This is a genomic window from Priestia sp. D3YE.R1 (assembly GCF_049199565.1).
Taxonomy (GTDB): domain Bacteria; phylum Bacillota; class Bacilli; order Bacillales; family Bacillaceae_H; genus Priestia; species Priestia aryabhattai.
On sequence record NZ_JBLTHW010000003.1, the window covers coordinates 166370 to 184220 of the forward strand.

Sequence of the window (17851 nt, forward strand, 5' to 3'; positions counted from 1 at the left end):
CATGATCACAATGATCATGGATTTTATCATTTACACTTAAGCTAATTCGTCAATAACTTTTGGTAAGGCCATAATAGAAATAACGCAAAGTGAACTGACAACTTGATGCATTTCAAAAATGGCAATGATGAATAACATCAGTGATATATATAATTGAAGGCCTTTTAATCCCCACGGCTTGCGATCGAAAAAAAAGTCGCTAAGTACAAATACAAAGAAAATGAGCGAACTGAACAAAATAATCATGGATGTAGACATGGAACGATCATAAGCAATGATAAATAACAAAGCGAGCAGCGACACAACAGATATAACTTTTAATGTTTTAATCATCGTGTTTTTATTCACTTTTTTCACCTTCATTTGTAGGATTGATCTTTCATCCTCATTTTATAGGATAGTCAAAAGTTCTAAAAGTCAAACGAATAAATCATAACAACAATTTAACATCTTTATACTACATTTACATTGAGAGAAAAAAATGGGCGGGGTTTGAGCTTTGTGCACTTCATTGACGCGTCCAAAGAACAAGTGCTATAGTATGTTTGCTCTAAAAGCTAAAGGAGCAAAGTTTTCAAAGGACGTGACTATGTGAACGAAACACTATTAGTAATTGATGGATTTAATTTATTAAGCCGCTGTTATTTTGCTACTTCTTATGGTAGAGATGAAGCAGCGTTGACAAGAAACAGCAAGGGCCAATTTACGAATGCCCTGAGAGTAACGATTCAAAAAATGCATGCATTGATTCACCAATATGAGCCAAGCCATATTTTCGTCGCTTGGGATGTTAAGCGCGAGGATACAAAACGTAAAGATACATATGCCTTATATAAGCAAACAAGAGCAGAGCTGCCTGAGCCGCTGATTCAGCAGTACGAAACGTTAAAGCAATTTTTTGACACAGTAGGCATTTATCAAATGTCATTGTCTTCTTACGAAGCAGATGATTTAATTGGTGCACTTGCAAATAAGTGGAGCAAAGAAAAGCAAAGCCCAGGATATATTTACAGCAATGACCGAGACTTGCTTCAGCTCCTAGATCAACATATTTCGCAAATTATTGCCAAAAAGCAGGTTGGCGATCTTGTTTATGGTTTTAAGCACTTTCAAGAAGAATACAATATTCATCCTCGTCAATGGGTGGACGTAAAAGCATTGCTTGGTGACAAATCTGACAATATTCCGGGCGTTCCAGGTGTAGGAGAAAAAGCCGCACTGCCTCTTATTCAACAATATGGCTCTATCCATGAAATTTATGCACAAATTGAACAATTAGATCCAGCTTTTAATCGTTATAAAAAAAAGCTGGCCGAAGGAAAAGAACTAGGTATGCTTAGTCGTGAACTCGCTGAGATTATTATAGACATTCAGGAAATCAGTATGTTGACTTGGGGAGAATTAACATTTATGTATGATTATGAACAATGGAATAAAGAAATTCAAAGTCTAGAACTAAACATTAGGATTCGCTCATGATTTTTAGTACAATACAATTTATGAACATGAGAAAGGAGTAACAAGCGTGCAACCAATTCATAAAGAAACAGTCCAAAAAAAAATACAAACATTTTTAAATAAAGACGTATATGTACACCTTGAAACGACAAACGGTGCATATGCTTCACACGTGAATGAAAAAGTAATGACAGTTGGGGCTTTTATTCGCAATGGTAAAGTCACTATTTCAAACGGGAAGATAACTGGAGAAGGTCCTTATCGTGTAGGTCTTCAAATTGATTTAGGATGGATTTATGCAGAGGGATTAACAGATTGGGAAATTGATGAAGAAGGCCGACTTCTTCTAGCTGGGCATGACTTTGAAGGTCGTTTAGCAGTTGCCCTTCAATTAAGTGAACATCCGTTTTCATAACAGTAAAGAGAGGAGAATAGAACATGGAAGAAAGATTATTAATTGTATTTCCGCATCCTGACGATGAAGCATATGGAGCAGCAGGAATGATCACGCAAGCTAGACAAAAAGGAACGCCCGTTACATATGCCTGTGTTACGCTAGGTGAAATGGGACGAAATATGGGTAGACCGCTGTTTGCTAACCGTGAAACTTTACCTCAAATCCGAAAAAAAGAACTTTTAGATTTAGCGAACGTTTTAGATATTCAAGACTTGCGTATGCTAGGGCTTCGTGATAAAACGCTGGAATTTCTTGATATCGATGTTTTTGCAGATAAAATTGAAGAAATCATTAACGATGTAAAGCCGACTCACATTTTAACGCATTATCCTGGCTTTGCGGTACACCCTGATCATAATGCTACGGGAGCAGCTACGATTCAAGCGGTAAAACGTATGCCAAAAGAAAAGCGTCCGGTTGTTTGGTGTCATGCGTTTTCAAAAGATCGTATTGAACATATTGGAGAACCAGATATTATTTTTGATGTAACAGCGATGAAAGATAAAAAAATTGAAGCGTTAAAAGCCCATCGTTCTCAAACAGAAGGAATGATGAACGCAATTGACTTCGACCGCTTATCTGACTATCCGCAAATGGAACGTTTATTAACTAGAGAAGAATTCTGGACATATAACTGGGAGTAACAGATGAAAAAACAGCGAATTTTATTTATTGGAGCAGGACGAATGGCTGAAGCTGTAGCGGCTGGTTTGGTTACGAGCAGCGCTGACAGTATTGAGGCAGTGGTGATGTCAAACAACAGAGATATTGAGCGGTTACAGCGTGTTGAAAAAACGTACGGTGTACAAACGACGCAAAATTGGCGCCAAGAAGTTGACAATTCGGATGTTATTATTTTAGCGATGCCTCCCGAGGCCCATCCTTCCGTGCTCAAGGAACTTTCGACTCATTTAAATCAACAATTTGTCGTAACGCTAGCGGCAGGAATTGGTCCGAGTTACTTAGAAAATCATCTTCCGCAGGATACGCCTGTCGCTTGGATTATGCCAAATACAGCTGCTATGATTGGACAATCGATGTCTCTGTATACACTTGGAACTTCTGCCACGAAAGAGCATAAACAAGTGCTTCAAATGATTTTAAAAGGAATTGGTGAAGCGCATGAGTGTTCAGAGAAAGAAGTACATGAGCTAACGGCTGTAACGGGCAGTGCACCTGCGTTTTTATATTATTTTGCAGAATCGTTAATTGATGCAACTACTGCTTACGGTGTGGACGAAAAAACAGCCAAAGATTTAGTTATTCAAATGATGTATGGCTCTGTACAAATGCTGCATGAAACTAAAGATCCTGCGTCTTTAAGAGAGCAAGTAACAACTCCAGGCGGCGCTACTGCCGAAGGGTTAAAAGTGATGAAAGAACAAGACTTTTCCTTAATAATGAAGCAGGCAATTGAAGCAACGAATAAAAAAGCAATGGGTGGAAGCTAAAAAAGCTCGTACAACCATATGTTAGCTAAAAAATCCGAACTATAGTTCAGCATTCTTTCATTAGAATGTTGAATCAGTTCGGATTTTTTAATGAATAAACTTTCTTAACATAAAAATATTCCTTTTTGGAACTTTTTTTTCGCTATGTGCCAAGCTTTTTAGTCATCGACAAACCGTTTTTTCGTATCAGAAGTTGGGAGCATGCAGTGCTGCTGTTTGCCAAACCACTTATATCGGTTGCGAGCGATCCAGTTGTATACTATATCTCGAATAGGCGCAGGAATGATAATAAGTGCATATAACAATTTAACGGGTCCATCTAAGCGCTTGGCAATTTTTAAAGCAGCCGTTGATTTTATATATCTTTGTTTGCCATGAATATATACAATGCTGTCTAATTGCTCAGGAAGTAAGCCGTGAGAGGCTAGCTGCTGCTTTCCGAAATCTGATTGAAGAGAAGCGAAAGAAAACAAAGCTTGTTCATCATGTTTAATAATAAATTGAACACTGCCATTACATAAATTACATATGCCATCAAAAAGAATCAAATGTTTCATTGAACAATTTCGCTCCTATTCCATAAAAAAGTATAATTGCTTGTCATTTTTGAAAAATAAAGGTACGTTTAAAAGATGTGAAAGTGATCCAAATTCAAAGGTAATTCGATTATATAATAAGGACTCACAAGAGTTAAAGGAGAAGGGTATGAAAGAGCAAAACGACGTTGTCTTATACAATAGAATAAAAGAACGAGACAAAAAAGCCCTTGAACTGCTGTATGACAAGTATGAGCGAATTCTTTATTCGTTTGTATACCGGTTAACAAATAGCTCTGATATTGCTGAAGAAGCTGTTCAAGAAGTATTTATTAAGCTGTGGAGAGGGAAGGGAGTTTACAGCGATGGAAAAGGGAAGTTTTCATCATGGCTGTTTACGATTACAAGAAATACCGCGATTGATATTGTGAGAAAAAGAAAAACCGATCCTATTTTCTCAGAAGAGATTTTTGATTTCATTGAAGATGATCATCCTAAGATTGACGAGCAGCTTCAGTGGAAAGAAGAACAGCAGAGAGTACGGCACGCTGTATCAAAATTGTCTGAAGACCAAAAAAAGATTATTCAATCCGTTTATTTTAAGGGATTAACGCAGCAAAAAGTAGCAGAAGAGCAGCAAATCCCATTAGGAACAGTAAAGGGTAGGGTGCGATTAGCGTTGCGGAAATTAAAAACATATTTAGGTACCGATGCAGAAGGGAGAGCTGATTCATGAGTATGTGCAATAAACTAATTGATTACTATAATGATCAGTTGACTTCCCATGAGAAAAAAGAGTTTGAAATGCACTTGAGAAACTGTCAAAGCTGTCAAGAAGAACTAAGAGAACTGGGGGAAGTTCTTGGAGATCTAACGTATTTGACACCAGAACAATCTCCTCCGCCAGAAATGAAGCAGCGAATACTTGCGAATGTATTCGAAGAAGATCAAGGTGAGACAAAGAGAGAACCAATAGCTTTAAAAAATGAAAAACAACATGCTGCGTCTAAGAAATCAAATAAAAAATCCATCATTATTGGATTAGCTGCGGCACTTCTTTTATCCCTTGCAGGAAACAGCTACCTACTGTTGAAAGATGAAGACAAAGGCAAACAAGAACCAAATGTTTCGGTTGCTCCTCAAAACGAACCTCTTACATCTGAAAAAACAATGAAGCTGCAGGCAGAGCCGAACGTTTCTGGCGAAGCAACAGCATCTCTTACGAAAAAAGGTGGAAATTTAAATGTGGTCATTCAAGCGAATAACTTGAAAAACGTAAAGGGGAATGAAGTCTATCAGGTGTGGCTCATAAAAGGTGATAAGCCTCATCCGGCAGGTGCTTTTATAACAGATAAAAATGGAAACGGGACAGTGGTCTATACGATGAGCCAAAAAGAACAGACTGAAAAGTGGGATGTTATGGCCATTACTTTAGAACCGAACGCGAATAATAAGACGCCAAAAGGAAACATTGTGTTAAGTTCAGCGCTCTAACAAAAACCCTTCTGCTAACAGAAGGGTTTTTGTTACGTGCAGTTAATCATCTTCAAACTGTATAGCAATGGTTTGATCATTTTCTATCTTATTCAGTCGAATTTCCAATAAACCATTTTTGTACTTAGCGCGAACTGGTTCGTCTGTGTAGTGAAAAGGAAGTTTGAGCGTGCGAGAAAATACGCCTGTATGGCGTTCGTTCAGCTTTAACTTTTGTTTAGATGCTTCATAAGCATAAGGAACGTTCCCTTCAACTGTTAATATATTTGCGTCCAACTTAATTTGAATGTCGTTAGTGGATTGTAGTCCAGGAACTTCAACGACGATAATGCCTTCTTTATCGGTTTCATATAAGTCGACGTTTGGAAATCGCTTTGGCAAGATGTGATTTAAATCGCTCCAAAAGTGATTTCCAAGCATATCTTCTACCTTATGCTGAATCGAACCCCAATCAATCTCTTCATATTTTTTACTCAAAGGAACCCCTCCTTATATTCACGTAAATTCCTTCTATATATATGAAAAAAAGAAAATTCAATGCCTGCTTACAAAGAATGAGAAAAATGCGTAAATAAGTGAAAAAATGTGAGGAAAAAAAGAGATTTTGAGTGAAAAAGAAGGATTATGTAGAATAAAAAAAGTATAATTACGTATAGAGCTTTCTATTATTCTGAATGAAAGCAAGTATGTGAAGGGGGAAGTTGAGATGAGAGAAAAGCGTACATCCAGTGGTTTTCTATTAAAACAACGTGCTTTCTTAAAATTATATATGATTACGATGACGGAGCAAGAGCGTCTGTATGGCCTTCGTTTGTTAGATGTGTTGAGAGATGAATTTCGCCCTTTTGGGTTCAAACCTAATCATTCTGAGGTATACAAAGCTCTCCATGACTTGATTGAAGATGGTGTCCTCAAACAGGTGAAGCGTAAAAAAGAAGGAATGAAGCTTCAAGAAGTGGTTTATTATACATTTACAAATGAGGGAGAAGAGAAAGCTAAATTATATAAAAAACAATTAAAAGTAGAGCTGGAGCGGTGTGAAGCTATGATTCAAAAAGCTATTCGTGACAACTTCGGGTCCAAATGAACGTGTCTTTAGTTAGAAAAGACACGTTTTTTCTATAGCTGATTTTGTCGTCTTATGTCGGAATAAAAGTTATAAAATGGGTACAAAGTAGTGTAAAAGATGGATATATAGTTATATTATGGATAAAATACACACTTTTAACATATATGGATGAATTCGATTTTAAAGATTATGCACTATTCATAAATAGTGTACGAATTGATATGATACAAAGTGTATATAAATCTATTTAATACGTTATTTGCCATATTTTAAGAACTTATAAACCGTTATCAGACCATTATTGAAGCATTTTGGTTTTAGCAACTCTGACGAATTTGACTAGATTTGTATCGAGAAGATATTATTTGTTTACTATGAAAGGAATGGATTTTATGAAGTCTACAGGAATTGTAAGAAAAGTAGATGAATTGGGTCGCGTAGTAATTCCTATTGAATTGCGCCGTATTTTAAATATCAACACAGGTGATCCAGTAGAAATATATGTTGATGAAGATATTATTATTTTACAAAAGTATAGTCCATATGGTGCTTGCTTAGTAACTGGGGAAATTACGCGTGAAAACTTAACCTTTGGGAATGGGAACGTTGTGTTAAGTAAAAAAGGTGCAGAACAGCTTTTACAAGAGTTAGAGCGTACCTTAAATAAATAAGAAGTTTTAAGTCTTAGTATAAGGAAGAATATCAATCCATCTTTAAACCAAAAAAGAACGTTCTTTTGAGAACGTTCTTTTTTTGATTAAGCTGTCCGAGAAGATTTATCCTCCTCTAGCAGCTGCTTCTTTTGTATTTTTATCAAACGATACGCAAGTCCTGTTGCCCCTGCAGCGAGCCCCGCAATTAGTCCAACCCAATAGCCAAACGCCTGCAAATCGGTGTATTTTGCTAAAACAACGCCTAAAGGTAGACCAATTACCCAATAAGATACCAAGGACATTAAAAAGGTAACATTTACATCCTTATATCCTCGCAGAGCGCCTTGAATAGGAGCTTGAAGAGCATCAGAAAGCTGAAAGAAAATTGCATAAATCAAAAAGTGAGAAGTTAATGCGAGCACCTCTGCATCTTTTGTATATAAAGATGCTACTGATTCTCTAAGAGTAAATAAAAGACCTGCGCACACAAAGGCCATGCCAACAGCAATTGTTATACCAATTCTGCTATAGCTTCGTGCATCTTGATTCCGTTTAGCACCCGCTTCAAATCCTACAACAATTGTTAAAGCCATAGAAATACTCAGCGGAATCATATAGAGAAATGAGGCAAAATTAATAGCTGCTTGGTGAGAAGCGATCGTAATGGTGTTGTACGAGCTCATAAACAGCGTGACGGCTGAAAAAATACTTGTTTCGAAAAATACGGAAAAACCGATAGGTAAACCAATTTTTAATATTTCTTTCCAAGCAGAAAAAGAGATACGGTGAAATTTTTTAAATAAACCGAAGTTAGAAAAAGGCTCTTTTTTATGAATAATTAAAATTGATATGACAAGTATGCACCAATATGTGATGGCCGTTGCATAACCAGAGCCTACTCCACCCAAGTGAGGGAAGCCCAGCTTACCGAAGATTAATACATAGTTTAAAGCCACATTAATCGGAAGACCTAAAATGGTGATAAGCATAGACGTACGAGTTTGCCCTAAAGCATCAATAAAGTTTCGTAAAACCGTATAAATAAAAAGCGGAATAATACCAAAAGATAAAGCAATTAAATACTGTTTGGCAATGCGCATCACGTTTGCTTCTAAATTCATTCCTTTTAAAATAGGGCTAACAACAAAAATGCCGATTAAAATGATAACGGCAGCCATTAAAATGGAGACGTAAAGCCCTTGAATGACAGAAAACGGCACTTTTTTCTTTTGATTAGCTCCGACAAGCTGTGCAACAATTGGCGTAATAGACATTAAAATTCCGCTTAGCCCTGTAAAAACAGGCACCCATAAGCTCGAACCAATTGCTACCCCTGCCAAGTCATCTGCACTCACTCTTCCTGACATCATCGTATCAAAGAAAGTCATTGAAAACATTCCAAACTGGGTGACCAATATCGGAAATAAAATAAAAACGAACTGCTTAACTTTCTGTGACGTTGAAAACGTTTGTTGCATTAAAAAACCCCCAATTTGAAAACATTTACACCAAAAAGCATTATATCACGCAAAGGCTTGTTTTTGCTAAGAGTTCTGACAATAAATTCAAAGAATGTATCCATAAAGCACAGCCCTTTGAAAGGAAGTAAAAGGTAAAGTAGTATATGATTTTAATTTTGAGACGCAGTGGGCTATGATAGAAAGTATAGTAATTATCATTTAACGTGGAGGGATACGTGTGGATTTACAGTTACAAAGTAAAAATGTCCTCATTACCGGTGGATCAAAAGGAATTGGGAAAGCTATTGCTGCTTTGTTTATTCAAGAAGGAGCAAACGTTGGAATCGCTGCAAGAGGAGAGGAAGCATTACAGCATGCACAGTCAGAATTAGAAAACGTACGTACATATACAGCAGACCTAACAAACGAATCAGACAGAGTTGCATTAATTGAGAAGTTCATTAAAGACTTCGGAAGCATTGATATTTTAATTAATAACGCTGGAGGAAGTAATGGAAGTAAGGCAATGGAAACAGATCTATCCCTTTTCAAAGAAGCGATGGAGCTAAACTACTTTTCAGCCGTACATTTGAGTAAACTAGCAGCGGCGCATATGACAAAAGATGGGTCAATCATTAACGTTACCTCTATTTTTGGAAGGGAAAGTGGAGGGAAAGTCACGTACAATAACGCAAAAGCAGCACTTATCAGCTTTACAAAGTCATTTGCAGATGAAATGATTTCTAAAGGAATTCGTGTAAACGGAGTTGCGCCGGGAAGTATTTTGCACGAGACGGGTAATTGGAAAAAGAGAATGGAGGAAAATCCGGATAAGATCAAGCAGTTTGTTGAAAATGAAATACCAGCAGGGCGCTTTGGAGAGCCGGAAGAAGTGGCAAACGCCGTTGTTTTTTTAGCATCTTCCAGAGCTTCATGGATAGTGGGTGCGACGTTAAACGTAGACGGTGGACAGTCAAAAATGAACTTTTAAAAAAAGTGCAGGAATTTCCTGCACTTTTTTATTATCCAATATCTTTTTGCATACGAGGAATCTGAAAATCTTCATTAATTGCGTCCGCTGTAAGCTGACCTGATAATGTCACCATTGGCACGCCGCCTCCAGGGTGTGTAGAGCCGCCTACAAAATAAAGGTTAGAAAGAAGCTGACTTCTTGCTGGAATTTTAAAACCTCCATTTTTCTTGCGGTCAGTCGCTACGCCATAAATGGATCCGCCGTTAGCACCGTAAAGCTCCTGGATATCGTTAGGAGTAAACGTATATTCAAACTCAATGCTTGAACGTAATCCTTCCAAACCCATTGCTTCAAGTTTTTTCAATACGATATCACGATAGCGGTCTTTTAATACAGTCCAGTCGTCTCCTTCTTTTAAAGGAGGTACATGAGTCAGAACGAACAGGTTTTCTTTTCCTTCAGGAGCTTGCGTAGGGTCTGATTTAGACGATACGCCAATGTAAATTGTCGGATCCATGGCTACTTGACCTTTGTTAAAGATTGTATAAAACTCTTCTTTCTGATCCTTTGAGAAGAAGAAATTATGATGTTGAAGCTGCTTATACTGTTTGTTAACTCCTAATAAAAGAACAAGGCCAGAAACAGTAGGTTCAAATTTTGCAAGCTGCTGAGTTTGCTTAGCTGCTTGCTCATGATTTTTTAATAAATAGCGGTAAGTTGGAATTGCTTCTAGATTAGATACGACAATATCTGCTGATAGATTCTCACCGTTTTCCAGTGTAATTCCAGTTGCCTTTGCTCCGCTTGTTGTGATTTCTTTTACTGGCGTATTTAGATGCACAGTGACGCCAAGTTCTTGAAGGAGCTTATCCATCGCTTCAGCAATTTTGTACATTCCGCCTTTTACGTAATAAATACCTAATCCTAGCTGAACGTGAGCAAGCTGTGTTAACACAGCTGGTGCATGATAAGGAGAAGAACCGATGTACATAATTAAAAAATTAAACAATTGACGCAGATGTTGATTTGAAAAATATTTGCGTGTAGTAGCATCCATAGATCTCATTGGATCCATTTGGAGCAGTTCTTTTACCGTGTGCATCGTTCGTAAATCATGCAGTCCAGATAAACTTTTTTTATAAAAACTTTTTAAGTTCGATTCGTACATTTTATTTGCATAAGATAAATAGTCAAAAAAACCTTCAATGTCTTCTGGAGCAAGCTCTTGCAGCTGCTGAAGCATGCGGGGAAGGTCACTGGTCAAATCAATTTGTGTTCCATCTTGGAAAAAAGTTCTCCACTGAGGCTCAATTCGTTCTATTGTTAAGTAGTCGTGGATATTGCGCCCTGCACTTTCAAACAGCTGCTCTAGCACCCACGGCATTGTTAAAATAGAAGGCCCCGTATCGAAAGAAAATCCTTTGCCGCTGCGAATATTTAACTTACCGCCAATTCGCTCGCTTTTTTCAACGACTGTTACATCATATCCATCAGCTGAAAGACGGATAGCAGCTGACAGACCACCTAAACCTGCGCCTACAACAATTACTTTCTTTTTCATCTTTTTCCTCCTTATAAAACAAAAGCGAGTTGTCAACAATGTGTATAAAATGACTTCACGCAAAATAAAAATAGGTTTACAACTTTTTATTTTGTCCAGTTCGCTAATTTTCATACGTGAAGGAAAGGAGAAAGGGATGTCTTTTTTACTGGTTGCTCTTGCCTTGACAGGTACACTTGTCATCACTATCCCTACATTTAAACGTGTAAAAATAGTAAGAAACGATATGTCATGTTTGTCCATTATTATTCCAGCTAGAAATGAAGAAAGAAACCTTACCTTTTTATTGCAGTCACTCCAGTTACAGAACGCTGACTTTGAAGTGATTGTTGTAGATGACAACTCAACAGATAATACTGAGCGGGTAGCCAAAGCATTCGGCGTAAAAGTAGTGCACCCGGGGGGACTTCCAGCTGGATGGCTAGGAAAGTCATGGGCATGCTGGAATGGAGCAAGAGAAGCAAAAGGCTCGGTGCTTTTATTTTTAGATGCTGATATTACAGTAGAGAAAGACGGAATTGAAAAAGTATTTTTCTACTATCAACAGCAAGGGGGTGTGCTGTCGGTTCATCCTTATCATCTTGTTAAGAGGCCTTATGAAATGCTTTCTGCTTTATTTCACTATGTTACGTTTGCATCGATTGGCGCTTTTCACCCCTTTAAAAATTGGAAAAGTCCTTCCGTCGGTTTCGGGCAGTGCTTGCTTTGCAGCGCAGTCTCCTACTTTCAAAGCGGCGGCCACGAAGGGATAAAAAAAGAAGTGGTTGAAAATATGGCGCTGGTTGAGAAAATGAACAAACAAGGTGAATTTATTACGTGTATGAGTGGACAAGGAGCTCTTTCCATGCGCATGTATCCAAATGGTATGAAAAGCCTTATAAGAGGGTGGAGTAAAAGTTTTGCTTCAGGTGCGGGGAAAACGGAAGCCATTTATTTATTTCTAGTAAGTTTATGGCTTACTAGCATGATTAATTATGTTCTTTTTTTACCTACTCTATGGAATCAACATGCAGGCTTGGCAATTAGCAGTTATGTTTGCTATGTAAGTCTCTTATTTAATAGCTTAAGAAAAATAGGTTCGTTTACTTTTTTTTCTTTGTGCTTATTTCCTATTCATGTGCTGTTTTTTCTAGGTCTATTCGTATGGTCTTTCATTCAAACAGCGGTGAGAAAGCAAGTTAAATGGAAAGAACGCAGCATATCTATAGAAGAAGAAAAAAAGAAGAAAGTGATAAAATGACAGGTGCTCAGCTCTTAATTAATATTATGGCATGGTTTGTGATTCACATGTTCATCGCCTACAGATGCACAAAAATTTCTGCCTTTTACTTAAAAAAGGATCTTGCGCTGTTTAAGGTTCACAGCTGGGAAACAGTGGGAATATATAAAAAATTCGGGGTGCACAGATGGAAAACGTGGCTTCCTGATGCAGGAAAGCTATTTAAACGAGGATTCTATAAAAAGAAATGGGAGAGTAGAACAAAGGAATATGCACAGCTTTTTTTAATTGAAATAAATCGAGCCGAGTTAACTCATTGGATCAGCATACTTCCTTCTATTCTTTTTTTTATATGGAACTCTCCTTCTACAGGTGTTTGGATGGTTATTTATGCCATTATTGCAAACGTACCGTTTATTTTGGTTCAACGATATAATCGAATACGGATTCAACAGGTCGTTTTGAAAATCAAACAAAATTAATTCACGTGCCTTTGGCTCCGAGTAGGGGCCTCGTTTTTTATTTTTTTCTCCTTATTTGAAGACAATAATTTCTTGGATAAAAGAAAAAAAGAAGCAAAGGCGATATAAATACTAAAAAAGACTAAAAACCCCCATAAGCCTGCTATGGCATCATCAAATTCCATATTGCCTCGAGTGGTAATTCCTTGCTGAATTTCAATGGCAAAAACTAAGACAAGCATAACAGTAAGAGTATAGATAAAGGAAATAGCTGTAATACTAAATTTCCATTTTGACAATAATTTAAAGATCATATAAACGCTTAAAAACGTGAGCAGTCCAATAATGCCAATAATCCAGAAGTGAAGTTCTTTATCTGAAAGAGAAAATCCTAGTAAATAAAAAATATAAATTAATCCATCGTGCAATACATTAATAATATTTGTAATGAAAACAATACATTCTTTCATTTTTTCTCCTTTATAAAAATGTAAGACGTTTAAACTTCTTGGTATACAAGTATGCATAGCCCGTACTCATTCCGATTTTATATAAAAAATGCACTTTCTAGATCAGTCATTAAAAAGATCTGAAATTTCAAATAATATTTATAATTTATATTATAAACAAAAAGGTAAAAAAATAAAAATTTTCGATGCAAACTGACACATTTTTTTCATATTTACAGAAAGAAATAACTCAAAATATGTGGTTTACTGTAGAAAGAAAAGAAAATAAAAGGTGTTGATCTAACAAATATTCACAAGTGCTTTTATGCATTCTCTTGTAAAGTAGAAGGAAAACTAAGGCAAGTGTTAAATTTATATGTATAGTGGACAAAATAAAAAATAAATATAAAATAGTGAAACCTAAAGAGAAGCTGTCCGTATTAAATAGTGAGAAGAAAAAAGCGCAGGATACATTTGTGTTTGAAAGCCGATAGAGCTGGGAATAAGAAAGTAGTTATTTTCTCACGTTTGGTGAAAATTATACGTAGCGGTGTTGACAATTTTTTTTAAAGAGTTAAAATGTGAAAGAACAGATTAGCTCTCTTACATTTTTTGTAAGGGAGATTTCTTTTTACATTTACTATAAAAATAAAAGTGAGCTTAAATTTCAATAGAGACAGAGGTGGGAATATGAAACAGCTCATGACAAACGGTAAAAATATTTTTTCGAAACAGCTGCCGTTATTTCTAATTGCAGTTTTGTTGTTTTGGATTAAAACGTATACCGTTTATCGTATCGAATTTAACTTAGGGCTAGACAATTTTATGCAAAAGTTCTTACTTTTCATAAACCCAATTGGTTCGGCAATTTTCTTTTTTGCCATTGCATTACTATTTAAAGGGCGCGGAAAAGTACGAGCACTGCTTGGAATGAATTTTTTACTTTCATTCATCCTGTACGCAAATGTAGTATACTATCGCTTCTTTAATGATTTTATTACTGTTCCTGTATTGACTCAGTCAAACAACTTTGGTCAATTAGGCGGCAGTGCTATGGCTTTAATTAGCCCAACTGATATTTTATACTTCACAGATTTCTTTATTCTTTTAGTTTTAGTATTATGGAAAAAAGTTGACTTACCAGCAACAATTAGTCGACGTACTGTGACAGGTGTATTTTTATCAGGGATTTTATTCTTAAGTGCCAACATCGCACTAGCGGAAATGGATCGTCCTCAACTATTAACAAGAACATTTGACCGCAACTATTTAGTAAAATATTTAGGAACGTATAACTATACAATCTATGACATTATCCAGAGCTCAAAATCTTCAGCACAGCGGGCGCTAGCAGATAGCAGTGATGTGGCTGAGGTAGAGAACTATGCAAAAGCAACGTATGCTGAGCCGAACAAAGAATATTTCGGTCAAGCAAAAGGCAAAAACGTTATCTATATTTCATTAGAGTCACTTCAGTCATTTATGATTGGCTATAAGTTAAATGGTGAAGAAGTAACGCCATTCTTAAATTCACTATTAAAAGATCAGAACACAATGTATTTCGATAACTTCTTCCATCAAACAGGGCAAGGTAAAACGTCAGATGCTGAATTCATGATGGAGAACTCATTATTCGGCTTACCTCAAGGTTCTGTATTTACAACAAAAGCAAATAACACCTATCAGTCGCTATCTGGTATTCTAAATCAGCAAGGCTATACAACATCTGTGTTCCACGGAAATGGAAAATCGTTCTGGAACCGTGATGAAATGTATAAATCAATGGGTGTAGAAAAATTCTTTGATTCAGCTTATTACAATATGTCAGACGAAGATACGCTGAACTATGGTTTAAAAGATAAACCATTCTTTAAAGAATCAATGCCGTACCTAAAAGGCTTAAAGCAGCCATTTAGCGCGAAGTTCATTACGTTATCAAACCACTTCCCTTATCCACTAGATAAGGAAGACCAAACGATTGGACCTCACAATACGGGAGATAAGTCAGTTGACCAATACTTCCAAACGGCTCGTTATTTAGATGAATCAATCAAGCAATTCTTTGAGGACTTACAGGCCTCTGGTTTAGCAGACAATACGATGGTTGTGATGTACGGTGACCACTACGGTATTTCTGAAAACCATAAGCGTGCAATGGGCAAAGTAATGGGTAAAAACATCAATGATTTTGAACAAGCTCAACTGCAGCGCGTACCATTATTTATTACTTCACCAGGCCTTAAAGGCGGCGTAAATCATACGTATGGTGGAGACGTAGATGTTCGTCCAACAGTGATGCATTTATTAGGTCTTGATACAAAAGACTATATTGACTTTGGTACAGACTTATTATCAAAAGAACATCAGCAAGTTGTACCTTTCCGTAACGGTGACTTTGTTACACCGAAGGTAACAAAAGTTGATCAGAAAGTGTATGACAACGCAACGGGCAAGCAGCTTTCAGATAAGGAAGCGAAACAGTATGATAAGTATGATGACCTAGTTAAGAAAAAGCTAGAACTATCAGATAAACTTGTTTACGGAGACTTACTCCGCTTTCATACACCAGAAGGGTTCAAACCAATTGAACGCTCGAAGTATGATTACAACAAGCGCGAAGATCAATAAAAAAACAGGCAGCCATAAAAGCTGCCTGTTTTTTTGTTTTGTGAAACTTTTAAGGGATTTATCCGTATATAAATTATAACAGTAATCGTTTTAAGAGACGGGAAGACAATGGTATAATATGTATACGTTTAAAAGTTCGGTCACATTTAAGATAGGAGTGAAAGCGATGAAAGTCGTTCGAATCATAAAAAAGATTCTTGCCATTTGGGTAACAGGAGCAGTAGCCGTTCCGGTCAGCTATTTTGGATTCAGTACCACGATGATTCAATCCTTTGGCATTAGTATAGGAGTCGTGGTCGTGATGAGCCTGTTTTTTATTATGAGCAGTGCTCGACGTCATTATCAAAATCCGTATAGAGAAGAAATTGCATACGTTCGTCATCAAGTAAAAGAGGCAAGAAAGCAATTAAGAACCATTGGAAGCTATCGTTTTAAAATTCGGTCTGTTCATATGTGGACAGAACTTTCTAAACTATACAAAGTAGGCAAAAGCATCATTGAAATGGTAGAAAAAGAGCCCGCACGATATAAAGATGTTCAGCCCTTTTTTACGAACTACTTACAATCAACGGTTACCGTCATTGAAAGGTATATGTTTTTATTATCAAAACCAACGAAAAGCATAGAAGTAAAAGAAAGTCTTCATGAAGCGGAAGACATGCTGCGCGGGTTATCAGGGAAGTATGAGCATTTATTAACAAATGCTCTTTCACAAGATAAGCTGACATTAGATGTAGAGCTTAAAGTGCTAAAGCAAGCATTTGAAGAAGAGCAGCCGTATATACCGACAGCTACCAATCGCACAAAGTAATGTAAATGCAAAGGATGGGATTTTATGATGAAAGAATATGATCAAAATAAATCGTTAGATGCGCTTCTTGATGATCCTTTTGCTTCGCCTACCCCGCAGTTACAACCGGATTCTCGCGCTGCAAAAAGAAGCACATACGATGATTTGACACCGGAATATCAGGAAAAAGCACAGAAAATCGCAAATCAAATTGATTATAAAAATCAGCAGGCTATCTTACAGTACGGGGTAGCAGCTCAGTCAGAACTATCTCAGTTTTCTCAATCTGTACTACAGCATGTTCAAACGAAAGATACGGGACCAGTAGGAGACGTTATAGGAGATTTGATGAGTAAGATTCGCCAAGTGAATCCTGATGACTTTTCTGCAAAGAAAAAAGGAGTCATCGGTCGATTGTTTTCAGGAGTCTCTAGGCCGATTCAAAATTTATTAACCAAATATCAAAGCATTAATGTTGAAATTGATAAAATTGCAGATAAGTTAGAGCGCTCAAAACAAATGCTGTATCGAGACATTACAATGTTAGATAGCTTATATGATAAAAATAAACAGTTTTACGAGGCGCTTAACGTCTACATTGCAGCGGCAGAATACAAGTTAGTGGCGCTGCAGAATGAAACGCTGCCCCAGCTTCAGCAAACAGCCTCTCAAAAAAATGACTACTTGATGGCTCAGGAGGTCAATGATTTGAATCAGTTTATTAATAGGCTGGAAAAACGAGTGCATGATTTAAAACTGAGCCGTCAAATTGCCATTCAAAGTGCACCGCAGATTCGATTAATTCAAGAAGTCAATCAGACCCTTGTTGAAAAAATTCAAAGCTCTATTTTAACAGCTATTCCACTTTGGAAAAATCAAGTAGTAATCGCAACCACTTTATTACGCCAAAAGAAAGCAATGGAAGCCCAAAAGCAAGTATCCAAGACAACAAACGACTTGCTTACTAAAAATTCAGAGCTGCTCAAGCAGAATACGATTGAAGTAGCTCGTGAAAACGAGGCGGGGATTGTTGATATCGAAACATTGAAAAAAACGCAGTCCGATTTGATTACCACGTTAGAAGAAGTACTAAAGATACAAGAAGAAGGACGTACGAAGCGTACCGAAGCAGAATCAGAGCTGTATCAAATGGAAAAAGATTTAAAAACCAAATTATTAGATTTAAAATAAA

The 17851-nt window shown here is 36.9% G+C and carries 20 protein-coding genes; 14 read left to right on the top strand and 6 right to left on the bottom strand.

Features of this window, described 5'->3' with window-relative positions:
• Nucleotides 1–36 precede the first annotated feature (36 nt).
• Nucleotides 37–348: a hypothetical protein gene (locus ACOZIR_RS19155; protein WP_016763842.1), complete on the bottom strand. Its 312-nt coding sequence runs from the start codon at nucleotides 346–348 to the stop codon at nucleotides 37–39.
• Between the two features lie 243 nt (nucleotides 349–591).
• Here ACOZIR_RS19155 and ACOZIR_RS19160 point away from each other — a divergent pair, with 243 nt between their 5' ends.
• From ACOZIR_RS19160 to proC, 4 genes are read left to right on the top strand one after another with little or no spacing between them, the layout of a single operon-like run.
• A complete protein-coding gene (locus ACOZIR_RS19160; protein WP_045294551.1) occupies nucleotides 592–1479 on the top strand; it encodes a 5'-3' exonuclease in 888 nt (295 codons plus the stop codon).
• A 46-nt stretch (nucleotides 1480–1525) separates the two neighbouring features.
• Nucleotides 1526–1873, top strand: coding sequence for a YojF family protein (locus ACOZIR_RS19165; RefSeq protein WP_013056714.1), 348 nt, complete (start codon nucleotides 1526–1528; stop codon nucleotides 1871–1873).
• A gap of 23 nt (nucleotides 1874–1896) precedes the next feature.
• The gene (gene bshB2, locus ACOZIR_RS19170) at nucleotides 1897–2559 is read left to right on the top strand and encodes a bacillithiol biosynthesis deacetylase BshB2 (RefSeq protein WP_310878679.1); all 663 of its coding nucleotides are present in this window, start codon (nucleotides 1897–1899) and stop codon (nucleotides 2557–2559) included.
• 3 nt (nucleotides 2560–2562) lie between these two features.
• Complete coding sequence (proC, locus tag ACOZIR_RS19175; protein ID WP_328120396.1) at nucleotides 2563–3366, top strand: pyrroline-5-carboxylate reductase; 804 nt, start codon at nucleotides 2563–2565, stop codon at nucleotides 3364–3366.
• Nucleotides 3367–3524: 158 nt separating this feature from the next.
• Here proC and ACOZIR_RS19180 read toward each other — a convergent pair whose 3' ends face one another.
• Nucleotides 3525–3923: a thiol-disulfide oxidoreductase DCC family protein gene (locus tag ACOZIR_RS19180; RefSeq protein WP_045294544.1), complete on the bottom strand. Its 399-nt coding sequence runs from the start codon at nucleotides 3921–3923 to the stop codon at nucleotides 3525–3527.
• A gap of 148 nt (nucleotides 3924–4071) precedes the next feature.
• Here ACOZIR_RS19180 and ACOZIR_RS19185 point away from each other — a divergent pair, with 148 nt between their 5' ends.
• Together ACOZIR_RS19185 and ACOZIR_RS19190 are read left to right on the top strand one after the other, a co-directional pair.
• Nucleotides 4072–4638: an RNA polymerase sigma factor gene (locus ACOZIR_RS19185; protein ID WP_310878681.1), complete on the top strand. Its 567-nt coding sequence runs from the start codon at nucleotides 4072–4074 to the stop codon at nucleotides 4636–4638.
• The gene (locus ACOZIR_RS19190) at nucleotides 4635–5396 is read left to right on the top strand and encodes an anti-sigma factor (RefSeq protein WP_310878682.1); all 762 of its coding nucleotides are present in this window, start codon (nucleotides 4635–4637) and stop codon (nucleotides 5394–5396) included. The genes ACOZIR_RS19185 and ACOZIR_RS19190 overlap by 4 nt, the downstream gene beginning before the upstream one ends.
• Before the next feature lie 42 nt (nucleotides 5397–5438).
• On the opposite strand, the gene ACOZIR_RS19195 is transcribed toward ACOZIR_RS19190, so the two are convergent.
• A complete protein-coding gene (locus ACOZIR_RS19195; protein WP_045294540.1) occupies nucleotides 5439–5873 on the bottom strand; it encodes an Hsp20/alpha crystallin family protein in 435 nt (144 codons plus the stop codon).
• A 229-nt stretch (nucleotides 5874–6102) separates the two neighbouring features.
• On the opposite strand from ACOZIR_RS19195, the gene ACOZIR_RS19200 reads away from it, so the two are divergent.
• Both ACOZIR_RS19200 and ACOZIR_RS19205 read left to right on the top strand, forming a co-directional pair.
• Nucleotides 6103–6483 (top strand): helix-turn-helix transcriptional regulator, encoded by a 381-nt coding sequence (locus ACOZIR_RS19200; RefSeq protein WP_013056721.1) that lies wholly within the window; start codon nucleotides 6103–6105, stop codon nucleotides 6481–6483.
• Between the two features lie 374 nt (nucleotides 6484–6857).
• The gene (locus ACOZIR_RS19205; RefSeq protein ID WP_025752053.1) at nucleotides 6858–7136 is read left to right on the top strand and encodes an AbrB/MazE/SpoVT family DNA-binding domain-containing protein; all 279 of its coding nucleotides are present in this window, start codon (nucleotides 6858–6860) and stop codon (nucleotides 7134–7136) included.
• 86 nt (nucleotides 7137–7222) lie between these two features.
• Here the strand turns inward: ACOZIR_RS19205 and ACOZIR_RS19210 are convergent, their stop codons facing one another.
• Nucleotides 7223–8596 (bottom strand): MATE family efflux transporter, encoded by a 1374-nt coding sequence (locus tag ACOZIR_RS19210; RefSeq protein WP_045294539.1) that lies wholly within the window; start codon nucleotides 8594–8596, stop codon nucleotides 7223–7225.
• Nucleotides 8597–8816: 220 nt separating this feature from the next.
• Here ACOZIR_RS19210 and ACOZIR_RS19215 point away from each other — a divergent pair, with 220 nt between their 5' ends.
• Nucleotides 8817–9569 carry an SDR family NAD(P)-dependent oxidoreductase gene (locus ACOZIR_RS19215; RefSeq protein WP_045294538.1) on the top strand — a complete coding sequence of 251 codons (753 nt, stop codon included), beginning with the start codon at nucleotides 8817–8819 and terminating at the stop codon, nucleotides 9567–9569.
• Between the two features lie 31 nt (nucleotides 9570–9600).
• Here ACOZIR_RS19215 and ACOZIR_RS19220 read toward each other — a convergent pair whose 3' ends face one another.
• Nucleotides 9601–11112, bottom strand: coding sequence for a phytoene desaturase family protein (locus ACOZIR_RS19220; protein ID WP_045294532.1), 1512 nt, complete (start codon nucleotides 11110–11112; stop codon nucleotides 9601–9603).
• A gap of 136 nt (nucleotides 11113–11248) precedes the next feature.
• On the opposite strand from ACOZIR_RS19220, the gene ACOZIR_RS19225 reads away from it, so the two are divergent.
• Complete coding sequence (locus tag ACOZIR_RS19225; protein WP_045294526.1) at nucleotides 11249–12352, top strand: glycosyltransferase; 1104 nt, start codon at nucleotides 11249–11251, stop codon at nucleotides 12350–12352.
• The gene (locus ACOZIR_RS19230; protein WP_310878683.1) at nucleotides 12295–12813 is read left to right on the top strand and encodes a glycosyl-4,4'-diaponeurosporenoate acyltransferase; all 519 of its coding nucleotides are present in this window, start codon (nucleotides 12295–12297) and stop codon (nucleotides 12811–12813) included. Before ACOZIR_RS19225 ends, ACOZIR_RS19230 begins: the two co-directional genes overlap by 58 nt.
• On the opposite strand, the gene ACOZIR_RS19235 is transcribed toward ACOZIR_RS19230, so the two are convergent.
• Nucleotides 12810–13262, bottom strand: coding sequence for a hypothetical protein (locus tag ACOZIR_RS19235; protein ID WP_028408776.1), 453 nt, complete (start codon nucleotides 13260–13262; stop codon nucleotides 12810–12812). The genes ACOZIR_RS19230 and ACOZIR_RS19235 overlap by 4 nt on opposite strands.
• 669 nt (nucleotides 13263–13931) lie before the next feature.
• On the opposite strand from ACOZIR_RS19235, the gene ACOZIR_RS19240 reads away from it, so the two are divergent.
• The 3 genes from ACOZIR_RS19240 to ACOZIR_RS19250 all read left to right on the top strand — a co-directional run bounded on the left by ACOZIR_RS19240 (nucleotide 13932) and on the right by ACOZIR_RS19250 (nucleotide 17850).
• Complete coding sequence (locus ACOZIR_RS19240) at nucleotides 13932–15869, top strand: LTA synthase family protein (protein ID WP_421535755.1); 1938 nt, start codon at nucleotides 13932–13934, stop codon at nucleotides 15867–15869.
• Between the two features lie 166 nt (nucleotides 15870–16035).
• Nucleotides 16036–16680 (top strand): 5-bromo-4-chloroindolyl phosphate hydrolysis family protein, encoded by a 645-nt coding sequence (locus tag ACOZIR_RS19245; RefSeq protein ID WP_310878684.1) that lies wholly within the window; start codon nucleotides 16036–16038, stop codon nucleotides 16678–16680.
• 24 nt (nucleotides 16681–16704) lie between these two features.
• A complete protein-coding gene (locus tag ACOZIR_RS19250) occupies nucleotides 16705–17850 on the top strand; it encodes a toxic anion resistance protein (protein WP_045294611.1) in 1146 nt (381 codons plus the stop codon).
• Nucleotide 17851 lies beyond the last annotated feature (1 nt).

Excerpts from the sequence above, each read along its gene's own strand:
- proC (WP_328120396.1), top strand. The coding sequence starts at position 2,563 with ATGAAAAAACAGCGAATTTTATTTATTGGAGCAGGACGAATGGCTGAA.
- ACOZIR_RS19190 (WP_310878682.1), top strand. The coding sequence starts at position 4,635 with ATGAGTATGTGCAATAAACTAATTGATTACTATAATGATCAGTTGACT.
- ACOZIR_RS19200 (WP_013056721.1), top strand. The coding sequence starts at position 6,103 with ATGAGAGAAAAGCGTACATCCAGTGGTTTTCTATTAAAACAACGTGCT.
- ACOZIR_RS19240 (WP_421535755.1), top strand. The coding sequence starts at position 13,932 with ATGAAACAGCTCATGACAAACGGTAAAAATATTTTTTCGAAACAGCTG.
- bshB2 (WP_310878679.1), top strand. The coding sequence starts at position 1,897 with ATGGAAGAAAGATTATTAATTGTATTTCCGCATCCTGACGATGAAGCA.
- ACOZIR_RS19180 (WP_045294544.1), bottom strand. The coding sequence starts at position 3,923 with ATGAAACATTTGATTCTTTTTGATGGCATATGTAATTTATGTAATGGC.
- ACOZIR_RS19225 (WP_045294526.1), top strand. The coding sequence starts at position 11,249 with ATGTCTTTTTTACTGGTTGCTCTTGCCTTGACAGGTACACTTGTCATC.
- ACOZIR_RS19220 (WP_045294532.1), bottom strand. The coding sequence starts at position 11,112 with ATGAAAAAGAAAGTAATTGTTGTAGGCGCAGGTTTAGGTGGTCTGTCA.
- ACOZIR_RS19250 (WP_045294611.1), top strand. The coding sequence starts at position 16,705 with ATGATGAAAGAATATGATCAAAATAAATCGTTAGATGCGCTTCTTGAT.
- ACOZIR_RS19245 (WP_310878684.1), top strand. The coding sequence starts at position 16,036 with ATGAAAGTCGTTCGAATCATAAAAAAGATTCTTGCCATTTGGGTAACA.
- ACOZIR_RS19185 (WP_310878681.1), top strand. The coding sequence starts at position 4,072 with ATGAAAGAGCAAAACGACGTTGTCTTATACAATAGAATAAAAGAACGA.
- ACOZIR_RS19210 (WP_045294539.1), bottom strand. The coding sequence starts at position 8,596 with ATGCAACAAACGTTTTCAACGTCACAGAAAGTTAAGCAGTTCGTTTTT.
- ACOZIR_RS19235 (WP_028408776.1), bottom strand. The coding sequence starts at position 13,262 with ATGAAAGAATGTATTGTTTTCATTACAAATATTATTAATGTATTGCAC.
- ACOZIR_RS19230 (WP_310878683.1), top strand. The coding sequence starts at position 12,295 with ATGGAAAGAACGCAGCATATCTATAGAAGAAGAAAAAAAGAAGAAAGT.
- ACOZIR_RS19205 (WP_025752053.1), top strand. The coding sequence starts at position 6,858 with ATGAAGTCTACAGGAATTGTAAGAAAAGTAGATGAATTGGGTCGCGTA.